The organism is Streptomyces humidus, from assembly GCF_014649655.1.
Classification (GTDB): domain Bacteria; phylum Actinomycetota; class Actinomycetes; order Streptomycetales; family Streptomycetaceae; genus Streptomyces; species Streptomyces humidus.
Genome location: NZ_BMTL01000012.1, coordinates 19,778 through 43,301 on the forward strand (window position 1 = coordinate 19,778; position 23,524 = coordinate 43,301).

The 23,524-nt window shown below is 72.3% G+C and carries 21 protein-coding genes; 8 read left to right on the forward strand and 13 right to left on the reverse strand.

Annotated features, from left to right (window positions below; genetic code table 11):
- Nucleotides 1–29: 29 nt before the first annotated feature.
- From IE239_RS15880 to IE239_RS15895, 4 genes are all read right to left on the reverse strand, one after another.
- A complete protein-coding gene (locus IE239_RS15880; RefSeq protein WP_190149966.1) occupies nt 30–884 on the reverse strand; it encodes a 1,4-dihydroxy-6-naphtoate synthase in 855 nt (284 codons plus the stop codon).
- Nucleotides 871–1,641, reverse strand: a complete 771-nt coding sequence (locus IE239_RS15885) for a futalosine hydrolase (protein ID WP_190149967.1) — start codon at nt 1,639–1,641, stop codon at nt 871–873. Before IE239_RS15885 ends, IE239_RS15880 begins: the two co-directional genes overlap by 14 nt.
- A complete protein-coding gene (locus IE239_RS15890) occupies nt 1,611–2,123 on the reverse strand; it encodes a DUF2771 domain-containing protein (protein WP_190149968.1) in 513 nt (170 codons plus the stop codon). The genes IE239_RS15885 and IE239_RS15890 overlap by 31 nt, the downstream gene beginning before the upstream one ends.
- Before the next feature lie 61 nt (nt 2,124–2,184).
- Nucleotides 2,185–3,618 carry an MFS transporter gene (locus IE239_RS15895; protein WP_190149969.1) on the reverse strand — a complete coding sequence of 478 codons (1,434 nt, stop codon included), beginning with the start codon at nt 3,616–3,618 and terminating at the stop codon, nt 2,185–2,187.
- Nucleotides 3,619–4,129: 511 nt separating this feature from the next.
- Here IE239_RS15895 and IE239_RS15900 point away from each other — a divergent pair.
- Complete coding sequence (locus IE239_RS15900; RefSeq protein ID WP_190149970.1) at nt 4,130–5,092, forward strand: DUF3027 domain-containing protein; 963 nt, start codon at nt 4,130–4,132, stop codon at nt 5,090–5,092.
- Between the two features lie 357 nt (nt 5,093–5,449).
- Complete coding sequence (locus tag IE239_RS15905; RefSeq protein WP_190149971.1) at nt 5,450–8,683, forward strand: sacsin N-terminal ATP-binding-like domain-containing protein; 3,234 nt, start codon at nt 5,450–5,452, stop codon at nt 8,681–8,683.
- A gap of 109 nt (nt 8,684–8,792) precedes the next feature.
- Here IE239_RS15905 and IE239_RS15910 read toward each other — a convergent pair whose 3' ends face one another.
- Nucleotides 8,793–9,182: a hypothetical protein gene (locus IE239_RS15910; RefSeq protein ID WP_190149972.1), complete on the reverse strand. Its 390-nt coding sequence runs from the start codon at nt 9,180–9,182 to the stop codon at nt 8,793–8,795.
- 241 nt (nt 9,183–9,423) lie between these two features.
- Nucleotides 9,424–9,753 carry a hypothetical protein gene (locus IE239_RS15915; protein WP_190149973.1) on the reverse strand — a complete coding sequence of 110 codons (330 nt, stop codon included), beginning with the start codon at nt 9,751–9,753 and terminating at the stop codon, nt 9,424–9,426.
- A 363-nt stretch (nt 9,754–10,116) separates the two neighbouring features.
- Here IE239_RS15915 and IE239_RS15920 point away from each other — a divergent pair, with 363 nt between their 5' ends.
- On the forward strand, nt 10,117–11,046 hold the full coding sequence (locus tag IE239_RS15920; RefSeq protein ID WP_190149974.1) for a hypothetical protein: 930 nt from the start codon (nt 10,117–10,119) through the stop codon (nt 11,044–11,046).
- 9 nt (nt 11,047–11,055) lie between these two features.
- Here IE239_RS15920 and IE239_RS15925 read toward each other — a convergent pair whose 3' ends face one another.
- A complete protein-coding gene (locus IE239_RS15925) occupies nt 11,056–12,450 on the reverse strand; it encodes a M1 family metallopeptidase (RefSeq protein WP_229878111.1) in 1,395 nt (464 codons plus the stop codon).
- 235 nt (nt 12,451–12,685) lie between these two features.
- Here IE239_RS15925 and IE239_RS15930 point away from each other — a divergent pair, with 235 nt between their 5' ends.
- On the forward strand, nt 12,686–13,486 hold the full coding sequence (locus IE239_RS15930; RefSeq protein ID WP_190149976.1) for a hypothetical protein: 801 nt from the start codon (nt 12,686–12,688) through the stop codon (nt 13,484–13,486).
- 53 nt (nt 13,487–13,539) lie between these two features.
- Here the strand turns inward: IE239_RS15930 and IE239_RS15935 are convergent, their stop codons facing one another.
- Nucleotides 13,540–15,930, reverse strand: a complete 2,391-nt coding sequence (locus IE239_RS15935; RefSeq protein WP_190149977.1) for an HAD-IC family P-type ATPase — start codon at nt 15,928–15,930, stop codon at nt 13,540–13,542.
- Between the two features lie 166 nt (nt 15,931–16,096).
- On the reverse strand, nt 16,097–16,378 hold the full coding sequence (locus tag IE239_RS15940) for a DUF2530 domain-containing protein (RefSeq protein ID WP_190149978.1): 282 nt from the start codon (nt 16,376–16,378) through the stop codon (nt 16,097–16,099).
- Between the two features lie 118 nt (nt 16,379–16,496).
- Between IE239_RS15940 and IE239_RS15945 the strand changes: the two genes are divergently transcribed.
- A complete protein-coding gene (locus tag IE239_RS15945) occupies nt 16,497–17,948 on the forward strand; it encodes an NCS2 family permease (RefSeq protein WP_190149979.1) in 1,452 nt (483 codons plus the stop codon).
- Between the two features lie 62 nt (nt 17,949–18,010).
- Here the strand turns inward: IE239_RS15945 and IE239_RS15950 are convergent, their stop codons facing one another.
- A complete protein-coding gene (locus IE239_RS15950) occupies nt 18,011–18,193 on the reverse strand; it encodes a ribbon-helix-helix protein, CopG family (RefSeq protein ID WP_190149980.1) in 183 nt (60 codons plus the stop codon).
- Nucleotides 18,194–18,343: 150 nt separating this feature from the next.
- On the opposite strand from IE239_RS15950, the gene IE239_RS15955 reads away from it, so the two are divergent.
- The 3 genes from IE239_RS15955 to thpR all read left to right on the forward strand — a co-directional run bounded on the left by IE239_RS15955 (nt 18,344) and on the right by thpR (nt 20,869).
- Nucleotides 18,344–18,781: a MarR family winged helix-turn-helix transcriptional regulator gene (locus IE239_RS15955; protein ID WP_190149981.1), complete on the forward strand. Its 438-nt coding sequence runs from the start codon at nt 18,344–18,346 to the stop codon at nt 18,779–18,781.
- 24 nt (nt 18,782–18,805) lie between these two features.
- Nucleotides 18,806–20,164, forward strand: coding sequence for an MFS transporter (locus IE239_RS15960; protein ID WP_190149982.1), 1,359 nt, complete (start codon nt 18,806–18,808; stop codon nt 20,162–20,164).
- 132 nt (nt 20,165–20,296) lie between these two features.
- Entirely contained in the window at nt 20,297–20,869 is a 573-nt protein-coding gene (thpR, locus tag IE239_RS15965; protein WP_190149983.1) for an RNA 2',3'-cyclic phosphodiesterase, read from the forward strand.
- Between the two features lie 220 nt (nt 20,870–21,089).
- Here the strand turns inward: thpR and IE239_RS15970 are convergent, their stop codons facing one another.
- From IE239_RS15970 to IE239_RS15980, 3 genes are all read right to left on the reverse strand, one after another.
- Nucleotides 21,090–22,082, reverse strand: a complete 993-nt coding sequence (locus IE239_RS15970; RefSeq protein ID WP_190149984.1) for an aldo/keto reductase — start codon at nt 22,080–22,082, stop codon at nt 21,090–21,092.
- 59 nt (nt 22,083–22,141) lie between these two features.
- On the reverse strand, nt 22,142–22,729 hold the full coding sequence (locus tag IE239_RS15975) for a Uma2 family endonuclease (RefSeq protein ID WP_190149985.1): 588 nt from the start codon (nt 22,727–22,729) through the stop codon (nt 22,142–22,144).
- Between the two features lie 120 nt (nt 22,730–22,849).
- Complete coding sequence (locus tag IE239_RS15980) at nt 22,850–23,524, reverse strand: SGNH/GDSL hydrolase family protein (protein WP_190149986.1); 675 nt, start codon at nt 23,522–23,524, stop codon at nt 22,850–22,852.

The window sequence follows — 23,524 nt, forward strand, 5'->3', positions numbered from 1 at the left end:
CGGGCAGGCGGAGGCGGTCGGGCAGCCGGTCACGGGAAGTCGAGCGCACCGGGGCCGAGGGGCGGCAGCAGCTCCTCGGCCGCGGCGCGGGTGAGCAGGCCGCGCACCGCCGCATAGCCGTTCTCGCCCAGGTCCGCCGTGAACTCGTTGACGTACAGACCGATGTGCTGGTCGGCGACGGACGGGTCCATCTCCTGGGCGTGCTCCCTCACGTACGGCCGGGAGATCTCGGGGTCGTCCCAGGCGGCCCGCACGGAGGCGCGGACCGAGTCGGCCAGCCGGGTCAGCGCGGCCGCCCCCAGCGAGCGCTTGGCGATGATCGCGCCGAGCGGGATCGGCAGGCCGGTCGTGGACTCCCAGTGTTCTCCCAGGTCGGCGAGCCTGTGCAGCCCGTAGTTCCGGTAGGTGAAGCGCGCCTCGTGGATGACCAGGCCCGCGTCGACCTTGCCGTCCCGCACGGCAGGCATGATCTCGTGGAACGGCATGACGACGATCTCGCCCACGCCGCCGGGGACCGTGTCAGCCGCCCAGAGGCGGAACAGCAGGTAGGCCGTAGAGCGCTCGCTCGGCACGGCGACCGTGCGGCCGGTGAGGTCGGCCCCCGGCTCGGCGGTGAGGACCAGCGGTCCGCAGCCCCGGCCCAGCGCGCCCCCGCAGGGCAGCAGCGCATACGTGCCGAGGACGTACGGCAGCACGGCGTACGACACCTTCAGCACGTCGAACTCGCCGCGTTCGGCCATGCCGTTGGTGAGGTCGATGTCCGCGAACGTCACGTCGAGCGCGGGCGCGCCCGGCACCCGGCCGTGCGCGAGGGCGTCGAAGACGAAGGTGTCGTTGGGGCAGGGGGAGTACGCGATCCGCAGCGCCGGCTCACTCGTGGTCATGTGCCTTCCAACTCTCCAGGAGGGGTGCGAGCTTCCCGAAGGCCTCGGCGAGTGCGCCGAGCGCCTCGCCGACGCGCCAGGCGGCGCGGTCGCGCGGGCCGACGGGGTTGGAGACCGCGCGGATCTCCAGCACGGCCGTGCCGTGCGCGGCGGCCGCCTCGGCGACGCCGAAGCCCTCCATCGCCTCGGCCAGCGCCCGCGGGTGGCGGGCGCGCAGGGCGGCGGCCCGGGCAGCGGTGCCGGTGACCGTCGACACGGTGAGGACGACGCCGGTGCGGGCGCCGGTGGCGGCCGCGGTCTCCCGTACGAGGGACCCGGGCGGACGGTGGGTGACGGCGCCGAAGCCCAGCTCGGTCACCGGCAGGAAGCCGTCGGCGGTCTCGGCGCCCAGGTCGGCGGCGGTGATCTCGTCGGCGACGACCAGGGAGCCGACGGGCGCGGCGGGCGCGAAGCCGCCGGCGATGCCGGCAGAGACGACGAGGCCGTAGGGGGCGCCCCGCAGCGCGGCTGCCGTGAGGGCGGCGGAGACGGAGGCTGCGGCCAGGGCGGGGCCGACGCCCGCGGCGAGCAGGTCGCATGTCCCGCCGGCGCGGTGCAGCGTCATGCCGGGCGGCGGTACGCCGGGCAGCAGGGACCGCGGCGCGGGCCGTCCGGGCCACGCCTGCGCCACCGCGTCCCGCTCGGCGGGGACCGCGGTGGCAACGAGGACGCGTGTGGGGGACGTGGTCAGTCGTCCTTCTTGAGCTTGAAGGACCACAGGCCGGTCGCGGCCTGGCTCTTCTTCTTGCCGTCGCCCGCCTTGATGGTGACGAGCGTGGAGTTGCCCTGGGCGCCGTACTGGGCGTTGAAGAACACGCTGCCGGGGATGGTCCGGTAGGTCTTGTCGCTGTCCTCGGTGAGCGGCTGACCGTTCATCAGGATGGTCCAGCGCTTGTCGGCCACGTCGGGGTCGACGCCGAAGCGGACGGTCTCGTCCGGGTCGACGCTGATGGACTTGATGTCCTTGTCGCCGAGGCACTTGGTGAGGGCCGCGGAGTCCAGGGGCTTGCCCTCTCCGCCGCAGGTCGCCTCGGAGCTGACCGAGTCGCGGCCGACGGTGATCGTGGACAGGGGGGTCGGCTTGTCGCAGGCCGACAGGACGAGCAGTCCGGCACAAACGGCGCCGGCGGCGGCGACGGCGCGGCGGCGTCGCACAACGCCGAGGACATCAGCGGCTCCGCCGCGGGGCATCGTGGTCATGGCCGAAGGCTATCGGGCACGTCGGGTGGTCTCTTTACGCGGGGTGCGGCGCGGCTGTGTGTTACGCCACGCGGGGCTTCGAGCCGCTCCCGTGCCGCACCGAGGCGAGCAGCCCGCGGACGGTGGTCAGCCAGCCGAGCGCGACCACGCCGGCGGCCACCGACAGCCCCAGCGAGCCGTTGAGCGGCATGACGATGCCGACCGCGCCGCCGAACACCCAGCACACCTGGAGCAGGGTCTCGGAGCGGGCGAACGCCGAGGTGCGCACGAGTTCCGGCACGTCGCGCTGGATCAGGGCGTCCAGGGACAGCTTGGCGAGGGCCTGGGAGAACCCGGCGACGGCGGCCAGACCGGCCACCAGGAGCGCGCCGAAGAAGACGGCGGTCACGAGCACCGCGCCCAGCACGACGGCGACGACGGTCACGATGATCAGCTCGGGGGCCCTGGAGCGCAGCCAGGCCCCGACGGCCGTCCCGAGCGCGTTGCCGAGGCCCGCCGAGACGGCGACCATGCCGAGCGACACGGCCGCGCTCTGCCCGGTGAGCGGGTGCTCGCGCAGCAGGAACGCGAGGAAGAAGGTCAGGAACCCGGACAGCCAGCGCAGGGACGCGTTGGCGCCGAGGGCGTGGGTGACGGCGATGCCGACCGTCCGCAGGCCGGGACGCTTGACGGGGTGGCGGTGGGGGCCGTGCAGGTGCTGTTCGTCGGCGGCGAGGAGAGCCACGTCCTCGCCCTTGGCGGAGTCGACCTTGCCGGGCAGGGAGAACGACAGGAACGTCCCGGCCACGAAGATCAGAAAGGCGCCGTACAGCGGGTAGCGCGGGCCGAGGGCCTGGAGCCCGGCGCCGATGGGCGCGGCGACGCCGGTGGCGAGCAGGCCGCCGAGGGTGACCCGCGAGTTGGCCTTGACCAGGGAGAACCCGGGCGGCAGCAGCCGTGGCACGACGGCGCTTCTGACGACCCCGTACGCCTTGGAGGAGACCAGCACGCCCAGCGCGGCCGGGTACAGCTCGATGCTGCCGGTGGCGACGGCCCCGGACAGCACCAGCGCGAGCAGGGCCCGGGCGAGCATCGCCCCGGCCATGGCGGCGCGGCGGCCGTGCGGGAGCCGGTCGAGCAGGGGGCCGATCACGGGGGCGAGGACGGTGAAGGGAGCCATGGTGATGGCGAGGTAGAGCGCGACGCGGCCGCGGGCCTCGTCGGTGGGCACCGAGAAGAAGACGGTGGAGGCGAGCGCGACGGTGATCATGACGTCGCCGGCGCCGTTCACTCCGTGCAGCTCGATCAGTTTGCCGAGACCGGACTCGCCGGCGCCGTGCGCGTGCGTGACCTTCCTGATGCCGCGGGCGGCGGCGGCGAACGGGAGGTTCAGGGCGCGGCCGACAGCGCGGACGGACCCCCTCATCCGGCCCGAACCGCTCACCTGGCTTCTCCCCTTGTTCCCCTTCGTCGCACCGGTGCCGGTGGCGCCCTGGGGTGTCTTTGCGGCTGCCACCCCGTCATAGTGCCCCGGAAACGCCGTGCATAGCGCGGTTACCGCGCGTATGGACGTGTGATCGTCGGCGCACGGGACCGGTCCGGCAACGGTTGCGACGCGATTCCGCGGCGACCCGCAGACGACCGGGAGGGGCGGAACGGATGCGGGACCGATGCGAAACGGATGCGGAACGGACACGGAACGGATGCGGGAGGGGCGTGCCGGGGCGGTGGCCGGGCGGTGGAAAGAGGGTGCCTGGAGGGGCGCGGGGAGGGCGCGGTCGGTTTCGAAGTAGGAGAAACGTCCCGTCGGTGTAGGCCGAGCGCTCGGGAGCGGGTAGCGTGCGTAGCGCGCCGTGGCGATCGTTCTCGGCCGCGCGCCTCCCGGACATCCCGCAGAATGGATGACAGCAGGTGCGCCCGAGCGCGTTCGGGCGCGGACGTCGACGCGGTCCAGTGGTCCGCTCCGTCCGCACCCGCCGCCTTCAGGCAGGCGCACCGAGAGACGGCGTAGGAGAGAAGCGATACCTGTGAGCGCAGCGACCACGCGAAGCCGCACCCCCGACCGCCTGTGCGCCGAGGCAGTCGACCTCGCACGCGCCGCAGCCGAGGAGGCGGCAGCCCCCGGCGTGGTCGGCGAGCACGCGGGCGTCCTCGCCGAGGGCGACCGTGTGGTCACCCACTACTTCGAGTGCAAGGAACCGGGCTACCGGGGCTGGCGCTGGGCGGCGACGGTGGCGCGGGCGTCCCGCGCGAAGATCGTCACCCTGGACGAAGTGGTCCTGCTGCCCGGCCCGGACGCCGTGCTCGCCCCGGAGTGGGTCCCGTGGAGCGAGCGGCTGCGCCCCGGCGACATGGGGCCGGGCGACCTGCTCCCCACGGACGCGGAGGATCTCCGCCTGGAGCCGGGCTACACCGGCGAGGACGACCCGCGCCTGCAGCCGGGGTACTTCGACGTGGACGAGCCGACGCCCAATTCGCCCCTCTCCGAGGAGCTGGCCGAGCTGGCGGAGGCGGAGGACGCGGAGGTGACGGCGGCCCCGCCCGCGGCCCTCCCCGCGGCCCCGCGCCGGGGCACGATCGCGGCCGTCGCGGAGGAACTGGGCCTGCGCCGGGCCCGGGTCCTGTCCCGCTACGGCCTGCACACCGCAGCCGACCGCTGGGAAGAGGGCTTCGGCGCCAAGACGCCCATGGCGCAGGCGGCTCCCGCCTCCTGTGTGAGCTGCGGTTTCCTCACCCCCATCGGCGGTTCGCTGGGCCAGGCCTTCGGCGTCTGCGCCAACGAGTTCTCCCCCGCCGACGGCCGGGTGGTCTCCCTGGCCTACGGCTGCGGCGGTCACTCGGAGGCGGCGGTGATGCCCAAGCCGCCGCGGCCCGCCCTGCCGGTGATCGACGAGACCCGGGTCGACCCGTTCCCGCTGCGTCCCGCCCCGGACTCGGGCTCGGTCCCGGCTGTCTCCGACGAGGACACGGCGGAGCTGGGCCACTCCTAGCACCGGGTGCCCGGGCGTCCCGCGCTTCCCTGGCGTCCCGGGTCTGCCCGGCTTCCCGGCCTTCGGGTCTCAGCTCCCGGGCTTCCCGGCTTGCAGGCTTGCGGGCTTGCGGTCCTTCGGGTCGCCCGGCCGCGCGCTCCTTCGTCTTCGTGCGGAGGCCGGGGGCGGGGCCGGGGCACGCGGCTCGGGGCGCGGGTCGGCCGGTGTGGAACGCGTTCCCGCGGGCTGTGCGAGGTGGGCGGGCCGTGCGGGGTGCGTGAGGTGGGGGAGGCGTGCGGGGCGTGGGGTGAGGCGGGGGCGGCGGGGGCGCAGAACATCTCGCGGTACCGTCGACACCCGTCGACGAGGAGAGCCAACGTGAGCAAGTTCGTGCGGCCGGCGCCCGAGGGCGCGGATCCCTTCGGCACGGCGCGCCTGCGCCGCGGGGTCCTGGACGCCTGGGCGACCAGCCCGGCCCGCTTCCGGGAGGACGCCAACGCCGAGGAGGACCTGGTCCTCGGCGGGTACCGGGACCGGCTCGTCGTGGAGCTCGCGCAGAACGCCGCCGACGCGGCAGCCAGGGGCGGGGTGCCGGGCCGGCTGCGGCTCACGCTGCGGGACGGCGTCCTGGTCGCGGCGAACACCGGCGCACCGCTGGACGCGGCCGGCGTGGAGTCCCTGGCCACGCTCCGCGCCTCCGCCAAGCGCGAGGCACAGCAGTCGGGCGTCGCCGTCGGGCGGTTCGGCGTCGGGTTCGCCGCCGTGCTCGCCGTCACCGACGAGCCGGCCGTCGTCGGTCGCCACGGCGGCGTCCGCTGGGACCTGGCCGAGGCCCGCGCGCTCGCCTCCGATACCGCCCGGCACAGCCCCGGCCTCGGGGACGAGGTCCGGCGGCGCGACGGTCATGTGCCCCTTCTGCGGCTCCCGTTCGCCGCCCAGGGCACGGCCCCCGACCCGTACGACACGGCCGTCATCCTCCCGCTGCGCGACGCCGCCGCGGCCGACCTCGCCGAGCGCCTCCTCGTCGCCGTCGACGACGCCCTTCTCCTCGCCCTGCCGGGGCTGGAGGAGGTCGTGATCGAGATCGGCGACGGCGCAGCCCGCACCCTGCGGCGTTCCGTCGAGGGCGTCCACACCGTCGTCTCCGACACCGGGCAGGGCACGACCCGCTGGCGGACCGCCTCCGCCCACGGCGAGCTCGCCCCGGACCTGCTCGCCGACCGCCCCGTGGAGGAGCGGCTGCGGCCCCACTGGTCGGTCACCTGGGCCGTGCCCGTCGACGACGACGGCGCTCCCGTCCGGCCGCGCACCGCGCCCGTCGTCCACGCGCCCACGCCCAGCGACGAGCCCCTCGGCGTCCCCGCCCTGCTCATCGCGTCCTTCCCGCTCGACACCACCCGCCGCCACGCGGCCCCCGGCCCGCTGACCGACCATCTGGTGCGCCGCGCCGCGGACGTGTACGCCGAACTCCTCGCCGGCTGGCGGCCGGTGGGCGCCGGCATCATCGACCTGGTGCCTGGTCCGCTGGGCAAGGGGGAGCTGGACGGGGCGCTGCGCCGGGCCGTCCTGGAGCTGCTGCCGCGCACCGCCTTCCTGCCGCCCGCCGTCCCGCCCGTGCCGGACGAGGCGCGGGAGGGCGACGGCGGCGGCGATGACGGGAGCGACGTCGCGGTCATGCTGCCCGAAGCGCTCCGCCCCCGTGACGCCGAGGTCGTCGAGGGCGCGGGCGCCGACACGGTGCGGGTGCTGGCGGAGGTGCTGCCCACGCTGCTGCCGGCCGGGCTGGAGCGGCGCGTCGAGCTGCGCACGCTGGGCGTGACGCGGATTCCGCTCGCGGACGTCGTCGACCGGCTGGCCGGTCTGGAGAAGGACCCGCAGTGGTGGTACCGGCTCTACGACAGCCTGGCCGGAGTCGACCCGGACCGGCTCACCGGGCTGCCCGTTCCCCTGGCCGGAGGGGCGTCTTCCCAGGCGTCCTCCCCGACGTCCTCCCAGGCGTTCGGCACGGGGGGAGCGCGGACCGCCGTCGGACCGCGCCAGGTGCTGCTGCCCACCCCGGACGCGGCCGTCCTCCACCCGGACGTCCTCGCCCGGCTCGGTCTCAAGGTCGCCCACCCGGACGCCGCGCACCCCCTGCTGGAGAAGCTCGGCGCCCTGCCCGCCACCCCGCGCGCGATCCTCACCACCCCGCAGGTGCGGGCGGCCGTCGCGGCCTCCCTGGACGACGACGGCGGGGCCTGGGACGACGAGGGCGCGCTGGACGCCGAGGAACTCGCCGACACCGTGCTCGCACTGGTCCGCGACGCGCGTCTGGAGCCCGGCGACGAGCCCTGGCTGGGCGCCCTCGCGCTGCCGGACGAGGACGGCGAACCGGTCCCCGCCGGCGAACTGGTCCTGCCGGGCAGCCCCTTCGCCTCGGTCATCCGCGAGGACGAACTCGCCTGCGTCGACGTCGAGTTCGCGGACAAGTGGGGCGAACAGCCGCTCGCCGCCTGTGGCGTGCTCGCCGGCTTCGCGCTCGTACGGGCCACGGACGTCGTCCTCGACCCGGACGAACTGGAGCCGCGCGAGGGCGACTTCGCCGAACCCGACGACCCAGGGCTGCTGGACGCGGTGGACGTGTGGTGCGAGGACGTCCTCGACCGGTTCCCCGACAGCCCCGTGCCTCCCGTGGCCACCGAGCTGGTGGCCGTGCGCGACCTCGACCTCGTCGACGAGGACCGCTGGCCGCAGGCACTCGCCATGCTCGCCCGGCCGCCGTTGCGCGACGCGCTCACCCAGCCCGTGCGCGTCCTCCTGCCCGACGGCACCCACGAGGTCGTACGGCCCTACACCGCCTGGTGGCTGCGCGGAAACCCGGTCCTCGACGGCCGCCGCCCGGCCGGCCTCCTCGCGGCCGGCGGCGACCCGCTGCTGCACGGCCTCTACGACGAGGCCGACGCCACCGGCTTCGACGACGAGCAGGTGCTGCGCGCCCTCGGCGTGCGGACCTCGGTGGCGGCCCTGCTCGACGAGCCCGGCGGCGCGGCGGAACTGCTGGACCGCCTCGCCGACCCGGAGCGCACCGTCGGCGCGGCCCAGCTGCACGGCCTGTACGGGGCGCTGGCCGAGCTGGATCCCGAGCAGGTGACCCTGCCGGACGAGCTGCGGGCCGTCGTCGACGGACGCGTCGAGGTCGTGGACGCCGCCGACGCGGTGGTCGTCGACTCCCCCGACCTGCTCCCCTTCACCGAGGGCGTCCCGCTGCTCCCGGTACGGCCCTCCCGCGCGGCCGAACTCGCCGAGCTGTTCCAGGTGCGGCGGCTGAGCGAGTCCGTGACCGGCGAGGTCGACTCCGAGGGCGTCGAGCACGACGTCCCGGAGCCGGTGCGCGCCCTGCTCGGCCCGCGCACGCCGGCCACCTACGTCGAGCACGAGGAACTCGTCGTCGACGGCGTGGAGATCGACTGGCGCCTGACCGGCGACGGCGTCCTGCACGCGGCCACCCTGGAGGGCGTCGCGGCCGGCCTCGCCTGGGCAGCCCGCCAGTGGCCCCGCCGCTTCGAGGTGGCGGCCCTCCTGGAGGACCCGTCCAGGACGCCAGAACTGGCGAGGGACCGCTGGTTCGACTGACCCCGAGGGGGCCGCCCGGTCCGACGAAAGCGTGGCACCGAAAGGGCCGTCCCACCGGCGAGCGTCCGGTGAGGCGGCCCTTCGCGGACTGCATGACGATGTTCTGCGCCTACTCCAGGATGTGCGCGTACATCGCGCGGTGCCGTGCGTACATGCGGCCCAGCTCCCACGGGTCGCCCCGGACGTCCAAGAAGTCCAGGACGAGTGAGAACAGGTGCTGCACGGCCTGTTCGTGCTGCTCCGGGGTCAGGTGATCCGGATCCTTCCAATTTCCGACGTCCAGGTCGGGGAAGAGGTCCAGGAGGACGAGCTTGTGCCAGTAGAAGCTGCTGCACTCGCCCCTGCGGACGACCAGCCACTGGTTGAAGCCCCGCAGCATGCCACCAGAGCTGCCGACGTCCATCCCCGTGAGGAACATGGCCGTCGCGTAGTAGGTGCCGTTCAGGCCGCGCCCCTCCGGGTTGTCCCGCAGAGCCTCGATGGCTGTCCTGTCGTTCATCCCTCTCCTGGAACCCGAAGTCGATGAGGTGGTGCCTGGTCCATTGGGCCTTGTAGTCGGCGATGCTGTCACCGCCCCGCCCGGTCCAGGCGTCGTAGACCCGGCCGTTGTGGACCACCACCACGTGGAACCACCAGCCCGCGTCCAGGACGCCAGAACTGGCGAGGGACCGCTGGTTCGACTGAGACGGACGGCCGTTCCACCGCCTGGTAAGCCGGTGGAACGGCCGTCCCCCTGCCCGCTACCGGCCAGCCGGCTGCCGCTCCACCAGGAACGCGATCAAGAGGTCGAACAGGTGGTCGACCGCCGACTGCTGCTGGCTCTCCGTCAGCGATGCCCAGTGCCGGGGCCCGGTCCCGGGAAAGGCGTCCTCGATGACGAGCAGCATCCACGTGAAGCTGCTCTCCTCACCCTTGCGGGCGAGCAGCCACTCGCGGAACCCGTCCAGCAACCTCCCGGAGGTGCCCAGGTCGAGCCCGGTGAGAAACATGGCCGTGGGGTAGTACGAGCCGTTCAGGCCGAACATCCCGGTCCGGTCCCGGACCATCTCGATCAGTTCTCTGTCGCTCATGTCTCTGTCACTCATGTCTCTGCCGGTCATGGTCCGCCTCAGAATCCGAAGTCGATGTCCTCTTTGCAGAGCCACTCGTCCTTGTACTCGGCGAGGGTCTCACCGGCTTTCGCCGTGAAGCCGTCGTAGACGCGACCGGTGAACACCACGACGAGTGGATGCCGTCCGGTTTCCGTGGGTCGGATCGGCCGGTATCCAACTGCCTCCGCCGTCCCGTGGAGAAAACCCTGCCGCCTGCACAACCGTCCCTGCGCTTCGGTCATCTGAGCAGCTGACCCAGGAATCTTCGCCATCCGTCGGGCCCGGACGTGATGCGAGCCGTGCGAACGGGAGCGTCCGGACCCTTTCCTTCAGGGGGAATGCATGCGCACACGCGCCACCGTGGTCGCCGTCGTCGGCGCCATGGCTCTGTCCGCCGTCGCCGTTCCGGCCGCGCAGGCCGCGGGGGGCGGCCCGCGCCACGCTGTGGACACGTCGAAGGCCCTGCACGCGGCCCTCGCCGGCAAGACCGCCTTCACCGGTGCGAGCCCCGCCCGCAGCGGTGTTCCGTACCCGCTGGGCGTCACGTTCGGCAGCGTCAAGGTCAACAAGGGCCTGCCCATCGCGGCCGGCACCGGTGGCCGGGTCAGCGCGCCGGTCACGTTCAAGATCACGCACGGCGCCGGCGTCGACCTCAGCGCGGAGGACGTCCAGCTGGACCTGGTCCTCTACCGCGGGGCGTCGTTCGCCCACCCGGTCAGAACCCTGATCGGTGACTACGCTCCGTCCTGCACCGACACCACCGCCACGGTGGCCTCCTGCAAGGGCACCATCGACATCTTGCCGTCCGAGATGCTGGACAACGTCGACGCCACGGCATGGAAGGCGGCCGGGTACGTCGTCGACTGGAACGACGTCGACCCGGCTTCCGACGACGTCGACTGGACCAAGGTCGGATACACCGAGAGCGACGCACTGGCCACCGTCAGGCTCCAGCGCCTCTCCAGGCTGACGGTCGACGCCGCTCCCGAGCCGGTGAAGAAGGGCAGGACCCTCACCGTCACGGGCAAGCTGTCGCGCGCCAACTGGGACACGGACAAGTACGCCGGTTACGCGGGCCGGCCGGTGAAGCTGCAGTTCCGTAAGAAGGGCAGCAGCACGTACAGCACCGTCAAGTCCGTCAAGACCAGCGGTACCGGCACCCTGAGGACCACGGTCACCGCGTCCGTGGACGGTTACTACCGTTTCGTGTTCGCGGGCACCCCCACCACCCCGGCGGTCAGCGCCGCGGGGGACTTCGTCGACGTGAAGTGATGTGACCGGTCACCGGATGCGGTGGGCTTCCCAGAAGGGGCCGAGGTCGACGTCCGTCAGGGACTGGGCGGCCTCTTCGAAGTCCTCGGTGGTGGAGACGCCGTACCAGTGGTCACGGGCGTACTGCTTGAGCAGGCGGGCCATCGTGGCGGCGCCGAGCGTGCGTTCCAGGTCGGCGAGGGCGCAGGGCCCGGCCGTGTAGACGAGGTGGTACTGACCGCGGTGCTGCGACCAGTAGGCCATCGAGGCGGTCAGCGTCGCGCTGTCGTCGGGCCAGTAGACGTCCGACCAGCAGCCGCGCGTGTCCCAGCCCTGGAAGCGGGCGTTGGCGTACTGGGCGAAGCTCTCGTCCAGCCACGGCGAGGAGTACTCGTCGTTGCCGACGATCCCGTACCACCACTGGTGTGCCACCTCGTGGACGACGGCGCCGCCCTCCTCGGTGATGCCGAGGAGGACGAGGCCGGGGTACTCCATGCCGCCGCCGAACTCCGGGGTCATCACGACGTCGAGCTCGCCGTACGGATAGCGGCCGAACTCGCCGCCGAACCGGTCGATCGAGGCGACGGCGTCCGTGCGGGTCAGCCGCACGCCCGCGTCGGGGGTGCCGGCCGCCCAGAACGACCTGACGAGCACGCCCCCGGGCGTGGTCTCGGTCGCCGAGCGGAACGGGCCCGCGGCCCACGCGAAGTCCCGCACCCGGTCGGAGACGCTGAGCGTGACGGTGCGGCCGGGGCCGCCGGGCAGGGAGCGGGTGCGGCCGGTCGCCGGCACCTTCAGGGCCGACGGGTGGTCCAGGCGGACCCGGAAGTCGCTCGCCAGGGCGTAGAAGCTCTCACCGAGCGCCACGTAGGGGTCGAGGTGCCACCCCTTCGCGTCGTGCACGGCGAGGACCGGCAGCGCGTTGCCGAGGAAGCGGTACGCGCCCTCGCGGCCGAAGCGGGCGTTGCGGTCGGGCACGGTGAGGGAGACGTCGAAGGCGATGGACGTCCGCGCACCGCGCGCGAGCGGCTCGGACAGCGTGATGCGCAGGGCCGTGCAGCCCACGGTCAGGGGCCCAGGCGTACCGCCGGCGACGTGCGACACGACGACGTGCGACACGACGACGGGGGAGGGCGGTGCGCCGGGCGTGCCGCACGCGTCCTCGCCGTTGCCCCACAGTCGCAGGTACACCTCGCGCAGGGGTTCGGGGGAGGCGTTGCGGAACGACACCCGCTGCCGTCCGGCCCAGTGCCCGCCGTCGGCGTCCGCGCGCAAGGTCACGTCGTAGCGGGCGCGATCGGGCGTCGCCGCGGTCGTGGGCCCCGCTGACGGGCCGGACGCCGCCCCGGCATCGCTCACCCCGGTGCCGAGCGCCGCCAGCACGGCGAGCAGCACGAGGGACACGAACAGACGAGGACGGGGCACGGACGACCACGCTGCTGACGGTGACATGCCAGCCGATACTGTCACAACAGGCCCTGCTGGCAACGGACTTGAGCGGAATCCGACGTCGAGGTTGTCCCGCAGCCGGCGTGGGCCGGCGGCCAGAGCAGTGACTTCATCTTTACTTTCCGCCGTACAACTCACCGGATGCGTCGGCGATCTGACCTGATGGGTCAACAGACCCCGAGATCACTTCTCTCCATCTGGGGAAACGCACATGCGCATACGCGCTCTCCTCGTCGCCACCACCGGCGCCGTCGCTCTCTCCGCCCTCGCCGTTCCGGCCGCGCAGGCCGCTCCGGCGGGCCCCGCCGTCACCTTCTCCGGCGTCCAGGTCAACGGCGGCAAGAACGTCGTCGTCGGCCCGACCACGAAGGTCACGGTCCCGGCGAGCTACACCGTCACCAAGGCCGCCGGTCTGAACGCGAACTCCTTCGTCACCTTCCCCGTCCTTTACCGGGGCACCACTCTCAACGAGTCGACCCCGGATGACCACGTCTGGATCGGCGACGAGCCCGGCACCTGCACGGCGTCCTCGCCGACGGTCCTGAAGTGCACGGCCACCCTCCAGTTCCGTCCGAAGAGCACCGAGTTCGCCGACCTGACCAACGCCGTGGCAGGTACGTGGAAGATCGGCGCCGCCGCCATCAACGCCGACGGGCTCACCACGAAGACCAACGCGGGCACCATCCAGGTGCAGCGCCAGGCGAAGCTGACGGTCGACGCCGCCCCCGAGCCGGTGAAGAAGGGCAAGGTCATCACCGTCACGGGCGCGCTGACCCGCGCGAACTGGGACACCAACCGGTACGCCGGTTACTCGGGCCAGTCGGTGAAGCTGCAGTTCCGCAAGAAGGGCAGCAGCACGTACAGCACCGTCAAGACCGTCAAGTCCAGCGCCACCGGCGGTCTGAAGACCACGGTCACGGCGTCCGTGGACGGTTACTACCGTTTCGTGTTCGCCGGCACCTCCACCACCCCGGCGGTCAGCGCCGCGGGCGACTTCGTCGACGTCAAGTGACGTCGGACATCTGAGAGCGGCCGGTCCGGGATTCCGGACCGGCCGATCAGCGGTCAGTCCGGGAAGCGGCGGTCCACCCAGCGCCAGGTGAACTCCAGGGCGACCGCCGCCACCGCCGCGACGCCCACCGCGGTCCACGGCATCGTCGGCCCGACCAGTTTCAGCGCGAAGAAGTGCTGCAGCGACGGGACCGCCAGCACGAGCAGGAACGCCGCGCCCATCGAGGCCACCAGCAGCACCCGCCACCAGGTGTAAGGGCGGGCGACGATCGCCAGCACCCACATCGACGCCAGGAACAGCGTGAGCGTGGCCGCGCTCGTCTCGGCCTCCAGCGAGCCCGCGCCGGTGTAGTGGTGCCGGGCCAGCAGGTACGTGACGAACGTCGCGACGCCCGCGATCACCCCGCCCGGGACCGAGTACCGCATCACCCGCAGCACGAAGTGCGGGCGGGCCCGCTCGGTGTTGGGGGCGAGGGCGAGGAAGAAGGCCGGGATGCCGATCGTGAGCGTGGACAGCATGGTCAGGTGCCTCGGCAGGAAGGGGTACTCCACCTGCCAGAACACCACCAGCAGGGCCAGCAGCACCGAGTAGACCGTCTTCACCAGGAAGAGGGTCGCCACCCGGGTGATGTTGCCGATGACCCGTCGGCCCTCCGCCACCACCGACGGCAGGGTCGCGAAGCTGTTGTCCAGCAGCACGATCTGCGCGACCGCCCGGGTGGCCTCGGAGCCCGATCCCATCGCCACGCCGATGTCCGCGTCCTTCAGCGCGAGGACGTCGTTGACGCCGTCACCGGTCATCGCGACGGTGTGCCCGCGCGACTGGAGCGCCCCCACCATGTCCCGCTTCTGCTGCGGAGTGACCCGGCCGAACACCGTGCCCTCGTCCAGCGCCCGCCCCATGGCGTCCCGGTCCGCGGGCAGCCGGCGGGCGTCCACGGCGGCGCCGTCCAGCCCGAGCTTCGCGGCCACCGCCCCCACCGACACGGCGTTGTCGCCGGAGACGACCTTGGCCTGGACGTTCTGCTCGGCGAAGTAGCGCAGCGTGTCGCCCGCGTCGGGCCGCAGCCGCTGCTCGAGCACCACCAGCGCGACGGGCCGGGCTCCGCGGGCGGGCTCGGGGTCGTCGAGTCCGTGTGCGGCGCGGGCCAGCAGCAGCACGCGCAGCCCCTGCTCGTTGAGCCGCTCGGTCTCGGCGAGGGCGGGATCGTCGTCGTCCAGGAGCACGTCGGGCGCCCCCAGCAGCCAGGTGCTGCTGCCGCCCTCGCTCCCGCCGTCGTCCGCGTCGGCGCTCTCGTTGAAGGCGGCGCCGCTGTACTTGCGGGCCGAGGAGAACGGCAGGGACCCGGTGCGGCGCCAGCCTCCGGCGTGCGGAAAGGCGTCGATGACAGCCTGGAGGGAGGCGTTCGGCCGCGGGTCGGACTCCCCGAGCGCCCCGAGCACCTGGCGTACGTAGCCCTCGTCGGCGCCGTCGAGGGTGCGCAGCCCGGTGACGTCCATGCCGCCCTCGGTGAGGGTGCCGGTCTTGTCCAGGCAGACGGTGTCGACGCGGGCGAGGCCCTCGATGGCCGGGAGTTCCTGCACCAGGCACTGTCGGCGGCCGAGCCGGACCACGCCGATCGCGAAGGCGATGGAGGTGAGCAGGACGAGCCCCTCGGGGACCATCGGGACGATGCCGCCGATGGTGCGGGCGACGGAGTCCCGGAAGCCGTTGTTCTTCACGAACAACTGCGTGACGACGAGGCCGATCGCCGCCGGGATCATCATCCACGTGACGTACTTGAGGATCGTCGAGATGCCGGAGCGCAGCTCGGAGTGGACGAGGGTGAAGCGGGAGGCCTCCTCGGCGAGCTGGGCGGCGTAGGCTTCGCGGCCGACCTTCGTGGCGCGGAAGGCGCCGCCGCCGGCCACCACGAAGCTGCCCGACATGACCTGGTCGCCCGCCCGTTTGGCGACCGGGTCCGCCTCGCCGGTGAGCAGCGACTCGTCGATCTCCAGCCCGTCGGCCTCGACGCACCCCCCGTCCACGACGATCTTGTCGCCGGGCCCGATCTCGATGACGTCGTCCAGGACGAGCGCGGAGGTGGAGACCCGGACCGTCGTGCCGTCGCGGCGGACGGTGGGACGGGCCTCGCCGATGACCGCGAGGGAGTCCAGGGTCTTCTTCGCCCGCCACTCCTGGACGATGCCGATGCCGGTGTTGGCGAGGATCACGAAGCCGAACAGGCTGTCCTGGATGGGGGCGACGGCGAGTGTGACCAGCCACAGGACGCCGATGATCGCGTTGAACCGCGTGAAGACGTTGGCCCGGACGATCTCGCCGACGGAACGGCTGCTGCGCGCGGGCACGTCGTTGACCTGACCGCGTGCGACGCGGTCCGCGACCTCGGCGGCCGTCAGACCGGTCGCCGTCGGCGCGAGGGCGGGGGCGTCGGTGTCGGCCATGGCATCGACGGTACGTGCGGTTCGGGAGCTTCACCCCCTGAAGCTCCCGAAGATCCGACCTGGGGAGGACAGGGATCGTGCGGCGGTCGTGCGGCGGTCGTGCCGCGGTAGTGCGGGGGTCGTACGGCCGGACGGGCCGGGGCTGCTCCGCGCCGACGGGCCGGGGCTACTCCGCGGCCGCCGTCGCCTCGGTCTCCGCCGTGGCCGCGGCCGCCCGCTTGATCGCCGCGTCGCGTCTGCGGACGTACCAGATGCCGATCAGACCGAGGCCGGCGCCGGCGAGGCAGGTCCACACCCACCAGGCCCGGCCGTGGTCGTCGAACCAGCCGTAGAAGGGGAGCTGGACGAGGAAGAGGACGAACCAGAGGATGGTGCCGCCGGTGATGGTGGCGACGACGGGGCCTTCCAGGGGCTCCGGCGCCTCGTGCTGGGGTGTCCACTTCGCCATGGTGGACAGCTTACGAGATGGTCACGTCTACGCGCGGAGATGGCTGTTCCTCGCGCTATATGTTCATACTGAAACGGTTTGCCGTTGACCGCTTCTCTTCGTAGGAACCGCCAAATACATGCCCACCTCGGCCCCCGCCCAGACCCCCGCCCCTGACGAGCCGGGAGCCAGGCCCGCCCACGGCGCCCTCGATCGCTACTTCAAGATCTCCGAGCGTGGCAGCACGCTGTCCAGGGAGATCCGCGGAGGTTTCGCCACATTCTTCGCGATGGCGTACATCATCGTGCTGAACCCGATCATCCTCAGCAGTGCGAAGGACATGTACGGGCACCAGCTGGACAACGGACAGCTGGTCACGGCGACGTGCGTGACGGCGGCGTTCACCACGCTCCTCATGGGCGTGATCGGCAACGTGCCCATCGCGCTGGCCGCCGGCCTCGGTGTGAACTCGGTGGTCGCGCTCCAGCTCGCGCCCCGGATGTCCTGGCCGGACGCCATGGGCATGGTGGTGCTCGCCGGTCTCGTGGTCATGATCCTGGTCGCCACCGGTCTGCGTGAGCGCGTGATGAACGCGGTCCCCTACGGGCTGCGCAAGGCGATCAGCATCGGCATCGGCCTGTTCATCATGCTGATCGGGCTCGTCGACTCCGGCTTCGTCAGCCGCATCCCGGACGCCGCCCACACCACCGTCCCGCTCCAGCTCGGCGCAGACGGCCATCTGAACGGCTGGCCGGTGCTCGTCTTCATCCTGGGCGCGCTGCTCACGCTGGCCCTGATCACCCGCAAGGTGCCCGGCGCGATCCTGATCTCGATCGTCGCGATGACGGCCCTGTCGCTGATCGTCAACGCGGTCGTCACCGTCCCCTCCTGGGGTCTGACCACGCCCCAGTGGCCCGGCAACCCCGTCGAGGCCCCGGACTTCGGGCTCATCGGGCAGGTCAGCCTGTTCGGCGGCTTCGGCGAGGTCGGCGTGCTGACCGGCGTCCTGTTCGTCTTCACGGTGCTGCTGTCGTGCTTCTTCGACGCGATGGGCACGATCATGGGCGTCAGCGACGAGGCCAAGCTGACCGACGCCAAGGGCGAGATGCCCGGCATCAACAAGGTCCTCTTCGTCGACGGCCTCGCGGTCGCCGCGGGCGGCGCAGGCTCCTCCTCCGCCACCACCGCCTTCGTGGAGTCCACGGCCGGCGTCGGCGAGGGCGCCCGCACCGGCTTCGCGAACCTCGTCACCGGCGGGCTCTTCGCCGTTGCGCTGTTCCTGACCCCGGTCGCCACGATGGTCCCGTCCCAGGCCGCCACCCCGGCGCTGCTCGCGGTGGGCTTCCTGATCCTGTCCGGCTCGGTCAAGGAGATCGACTGGGCCGACCCCACCATCGCCATGCCGGCCTTCGTGACCATGGTGATGATGCCGTTCACCTACTCGATCACCAACGGCATCGGGATGGGCTTCATCACCTTCGTCCTGCTGCGTCTCGCGGCCGGCCGCGGCCGGGAGGTCCCGGCGCCGATGTATGTCGTCTCCGCCGTGTTCGTCTTCTACTACCTGATGCCGGCCCTCGGCCTCACCTGAGCCTCGGCGTGACGTGGACCTCGGCGTGACGTGGACCTCGGTGCGACCCTGAGCCCTCGGGCTCAGGTGAGCCCGTAGAACTTGCCGGTCTCGTCGACCGCGGTCTTGAACCGCTCGTCGAAGTCATCCCGGATGAGCGTCTGGACGACATAGTCCTGGACGCTCATTCCTCTTTTGGCGGCATGCTGCCGGAGTCGCTCGAGCAGCTCCCCGTCCATCCGCAGGCTGAGCACACTGGTCCCCATGGGACGAGGGTCGCGGGCGTGTAGCGCAGTCCGGTCGCTTTCCGCTGCCGAATCACCCGTTCGAGTGATGGCCGGGTTCCGTGTCCAGGGTCACGGGAATCCCGGCGCGCCCCAGCTTGTTTAGCCAGAGTAATGAGTTACTCTAAAGAGATGTCTGACCTCACCCATGGCGACGACGCTGCCGCCGTGAACTCCCTCCGCTCAGGCGTGATGCGGCTGTCCCGCCGGCTCAAACACCAGCGGGTCGACGAGTCGCTGAGCCCGACCGAGATGTCGGTGCTCGGCACCCTCTCCCTCTGCGGCAGCGCCACACCCGGCGAACTCGCCCGCAAGGAGCACGTGCAGCCTCCCTCGATGACCCGCATCGTGGCGCTGCTGGAGGCCAAGGGTCTGGTCCGGCTGGAGCCGCACCCCGACGACCGCCGCCAGAAGGTCGTCACCAGGACCGAGCAGGCCGAGGCCATGCTCGCGGAGAGCCGCGCCAAGCGGAACGCCTTCCTGGCCGCCCTGGTCGACGGCCTCGACGAGGACGAGTGGGCGAAACTGCGCGCCGCCGCCCCCGTGCTGGAGAAGCTCGCACACCTGTAGTCCGTTCCCGAGGAGGCGAACCTGTTGAGTACGGGACCCGGAGCAGACTCCGCACCCGCACCGGCCATCCACGACACCCCGACCGCCCCCGCACCCGCCCGCAGGGCCTCGATGTTCAGCTCCCTGCGCGTCAGGAACTACCGCCTGTTCTTCATCGGCCAGGTCGTCTCGAACATCGGCACCTGGATGCAGCGCATCGCGCAGGACTGGCTGGTGCTCGGCCTCACCGGCTCCGCCACCGCCGTCGGCGTCACGACGGCCCTGCAGTTCCTGCCGATGCTGCTCTTCGGCCTCTACGGCGGCGTCCTCGTCGACCGGCTGCCCAAGCGCCGCACGCTGCTGTTCACCCAGTCGGCGATGGCCCTCACCGGCATCGCGCTCGCCGTCCTCAGCCTCTCCGGCCACGTCCAGGTCTGGCACGTCTACGTCGCCGCCTTCGCCGTGGGCCTCGCGACCGTGCTGGACAACCCGGCGCGGCAGACGTTCGTCTCCGAGATGGTCGGCCCCGAGCAGCTCCAGAACGCGGTCAGCCTCAACTCGGCGAACTTCCAGTCGGCCCGGCTGATCGGCCCCGCCGTGGCCGGCGTGATGATCACCGGCGTCGGAACCGGCTGGGCGTTCCTCTTCAACGGACTGTCCTTCGTCGCCCCCCTCGCCGGTCTGCTGCTGATGCGCTCGCGCGAGCTGCACGTCGTCGAGCGCGCCCCGCGCGGCAGGGGGCAGCTGCGGGAGGGCCTCCACTACGTCGCCGGCCGCCCGGACCTGATCTGGACGATCGTCCTGGTCGGGTTCGTCAGCACCTTCGGGTTCAACTTCCCCGTCTACCTCTCGGCCTTCGCCGACGACGTCTTCCACGCGGGCGCGGGCTCCTACAGCCTCTTCAACACGCTGATGGCGGTGGGCTCCCTGGCGGGCGCCCTGCTCGCGGCCCGGCGCGGCACGGCCCGGATGCGGGTGCTGGTCGCGGGGGCGGTGGCTTTCGGCGCCATGGAGATCGCGGCCTCCGCCGTCCCCTCCCTGTGGCTGTTCGCCCTGCTCATGGCCCCGATCGGCATGTTCGGCATGACGGTCAACGTCACCGCCAACAGCAGCGTGCAGCTGAGCACCGACCCGGCCATGCGGGGCCGGGTGATGGCCCTCTACATGATGGTGTTCATGGGCGGCGCTCCGGTGGGCGCGCCGATCGCCGGCTGGGTCACCGACGTGTACGGCGTCCGGGCGGGGCTGGCGTCGGGCGGTGCGATCTCGGCCGCCGCGGCTGTCACCGTCGGCCTCGTCCTGGCCCGCACGGGCAACCTCCGCCTGTCGGTCGGCTGGCACCACGGCCACCCGCGCGTGCGGTTCGTCCCCCGCGAGGACCGGGAGCTCGCCACCGTCGCATGACCCGGCGGGACGTCCCAGGAGCAGCGGACGTCATGCGGCTTCGCCCCGACGGTGTGCGCCTGCGTCGGGGTGAAGCCGCATGACGTCCGTCACGGCGGGTGTCCGGCTGCCGGGGCCGGGAAGACCGGGGCCATGAGACTCTTCGCCGCCGTGCTCCCCCCGGACGACATCGCCGACGAACTCGCCGAGCGGACAGCCGGGTTGCGCGCGCTGCCGGGCGCGGACGCGCTGCGCTGGACGGACCGGTCCGGCTGGCACTTCACCCTCGCCTTCTACGGCGAGACCGACGACGGCCTCCTCCCCGAGCTGACGGCGCGGCTGGAGCGGGCCGCGCGCCGCGGTGCGCCCTTCCCGCTGGCGCTGCGCGGCGGGGGGCAGTTCGGGCACGGGCGGACGCTGTGGGCCGGCGCGGCCGGCGACGTCCCGGCGCTGCGGCTGCTGGCCGACCGGGCGGAGGCGGCAGGCCGGAAGGCGGGCGTGGAGATGGGCGAGCACCGCCGCTACAAGGCGCACCTGACGCTGGCCCGCAGTCGCGACGCCGTGGACGTGCGGCCGTACGTCGAGGCGCTGGAGGCCTTCGAGGGCCGCGCCTGGACGGTGGGGGAGCTGGTGCTGGTCCGCAGCGACCTGCCGAGATCCGGGGCGCCGGGCGAGCAGCCCCGGTACGTGCCGGTCGGGCGCTGGCCGCTCGGCGGGGCCGGATAGTCTCGACGTGTGGACCCGAAGACCCGGAACCGGATCATGGCCGGTGCCCTTGTGCTGATGTTCGTGGTGGTGGCGGTGGCGGCGGCGGTCGGCAGATAGCGCAGGCTGTCGGACCAGGCTGTCGGACCGACCTCCGCCGCGGCGCCTGCCCTGGTGGGCGGACGGTGCCTGTCGCGGCGCTTGCCCTGGTGGCGGGCGGCTCCGTGTCAGGGGCTCGCCGCTACCAGGCGAAGGCCTCCGGGGCGGGCCCCGGGCCGGGGAAGACCTCGTCCAGACCGGCGAGCAGCTCCTCGCCCAGCTCCAGCTCGACCGCGCGCAGCGCCGACTCGAGCTGCTCGGTCGTGCGCGGGCCGACGATGGGGCCGGTCACGCCGGGCCGGGTGAGCAGCCAGGCCAGGGCGGCCTCGCCGGGCTCGACCCCGTGCTTGTCGAGGAGGTCCTCGTAGGCCTGGATCCGGGCCCGGGTCTTGGGGTCGGCGAGGGCGTCGGCGGCCCGTCCGGAGGCGCGGCGGCCGCCCTCGGCCTGCTTCCTGATGACCCCGCCGAGCAGCCCGCCGTGCAGCGGCGACCAGGGGATGACCCCGAGGCCGTAGTCCTGCGCGGCCGGGATGACCTCCATCTCAGCGCGCCGTTCGGCCAGGTTGTACAGGCACTGCTCGCTGACGAGCCCGAGGGCGCCGCCGCGGCGGGCGGCGGTCTCGTTGGCCTGGGCGATCTTGTAGCCGGGGAAGTTGGACGATCCGGCGTAGAGGATCTTGCCCTGCTGGACCAGTACGTCGATGGCCTGCCAGATCTCCTCGAAGGGAGTGCTGCGGTCGATGTGGTGGAACTGGTAGAGGTCGATGTGGTCGGTGCCGAGCCGCTTCAGGCTCGCGTCGACGGCCCGCCGGATGTTCAGCGCGGAGAGCTTGTCGTGGTTGGGCCAGGCGTCCCCGTCGGCGGCCATGTTGCCGTACACCTTCGTGGCGAGGACCACCTGGTCGCGACGCCCGCCGCCCTTGGCGAACCAGCTGCCGATGATCTCCTCGGTGCGGCCCTTGTTCACACCCCAGCCGTACACGTTGGCCGTGTCGAGAAAGTTGATGCCCGCACCGAGCGCCGCGTCCATGATCGCGTGGCTGTCGGTCTCGTCGGTCTGCGGGCCGAAGTTCATGGTGCCGAGGACGAGGCGGCTGACCTTGAGTCCGGTACGTCCGAGCTGCGTGTACTTCATGGAGCACAAGCCAACGGCTTGGAGTGCGCTCGATGCAAGGGGGGGGCGGGGGCGGCCGGTCAGTCGCGGGGGAACTCGTCGGTCTTGAGGGTGAGACCGACCACCGTGCCGGTGAGGTCGACGTCGTAGCCGAAGTCGACCTTCGTCTCGGTGACGTACTCGCCGTTCTTGGGCTGTGTGTAGACGTGGCACCGGCGCTGGTAGGGATCGGCGATCAGGTAGACCGGAACCTCGGCGGTCGCGTAGGCGGTCATCTTGGGGCCGTAGTCGTTGGCGGCGGTGCCCTTGGAGATCACCTCGGCGACGAACTCGACGTCCTCGTGGCTCCAGCGGCCGTCCTGCGACTTGGCGGCGCTCTCGGCCATCACCGTCACGTCGGTCGCGAACCCGTTCAGGTGCCCCGGGTAGTCGATGCGCACGTCGGACTTCACGCGCTTGCGCGGATACTTGGTCCGCAGCTGCTCGTAGATGTCCGCGATGATCTCCCAGTGGGTGTCCCGCTGCGGCGACATGTAGACGGTCCCCTCGACGATCTCGACCTTGTATCCCTCGGGGACGGGCATCGTCTCGAGCCGCTCGAACATCTCGTCGAGCGTGATCGTGTTGTCGCTCTCGGCCATCGTGATCCTGTCTTCGAGGACGGTCATCTTGGCGCTCCTCCCCGGCCGCACCCGCTCGTCGAGTGCCACCGCGCGGTACAACGATACGGACGGCGACGGGACACGGGGCAGCGCGCATATGTCAGAGGCAAGCGCGGTGGGCGGTCCTCAGCCGGCGTACTCCCCGCCCAGCTCCCATCCCTGGTGCATCGCCTCCGCGAAGGCCTCCGCCAGCCGGTGTTCGCCGCTCGCGTTGGGGTGGGTGCCGTCGTAGGTGTCGGTGTCGATGTCCCACGCCGGGGGGATCGAGGCCAGGAGGACGGGCGAGCTGCGTTCGTCCAGGTCGGCGGCCGCCTTCGCGAGCAGCTCGTTGAAGCGGGCGACCTGGGCGGCGAAGGGCTCGTCGTTCGCCGCCCTGATGTTGTGGATGACCGGGAGCCACACCATGGCGATCCGGGGGTTCGCCGCGCGGGCCTCGGCGACGAAGGCGCGCGCGTTCGCCGCCGTCTGCTCCGCGTTCGTGTAGAAGCCGAGGTCGATCAGGCCCAGGGAGACCAGCAGGACGTCCGCCCGCGTGGTGCGCACCGCCTCGCGGATCAGCGGGGTCATCTGCTGCCAGCCCTCGCCCCAGCCCGCCAGGTGGCCGCGGGGGAAGTCGGGGTCGGCGTAGGCGTACGACGTGGGAGCCTCGGCCGTCTTGTCGTAGAGCGTCTCGCGGGGGCCGACCAGGGTGAACGGGCCGCCGTACGTAGCGCACAGGTGGCGCCACAGGCGGTAGCGCCAGGTGTGCTCGCCCGAGCTGCCGATCGTCATCGAGTCGCCTACGGGCATGAACCTGAGCAT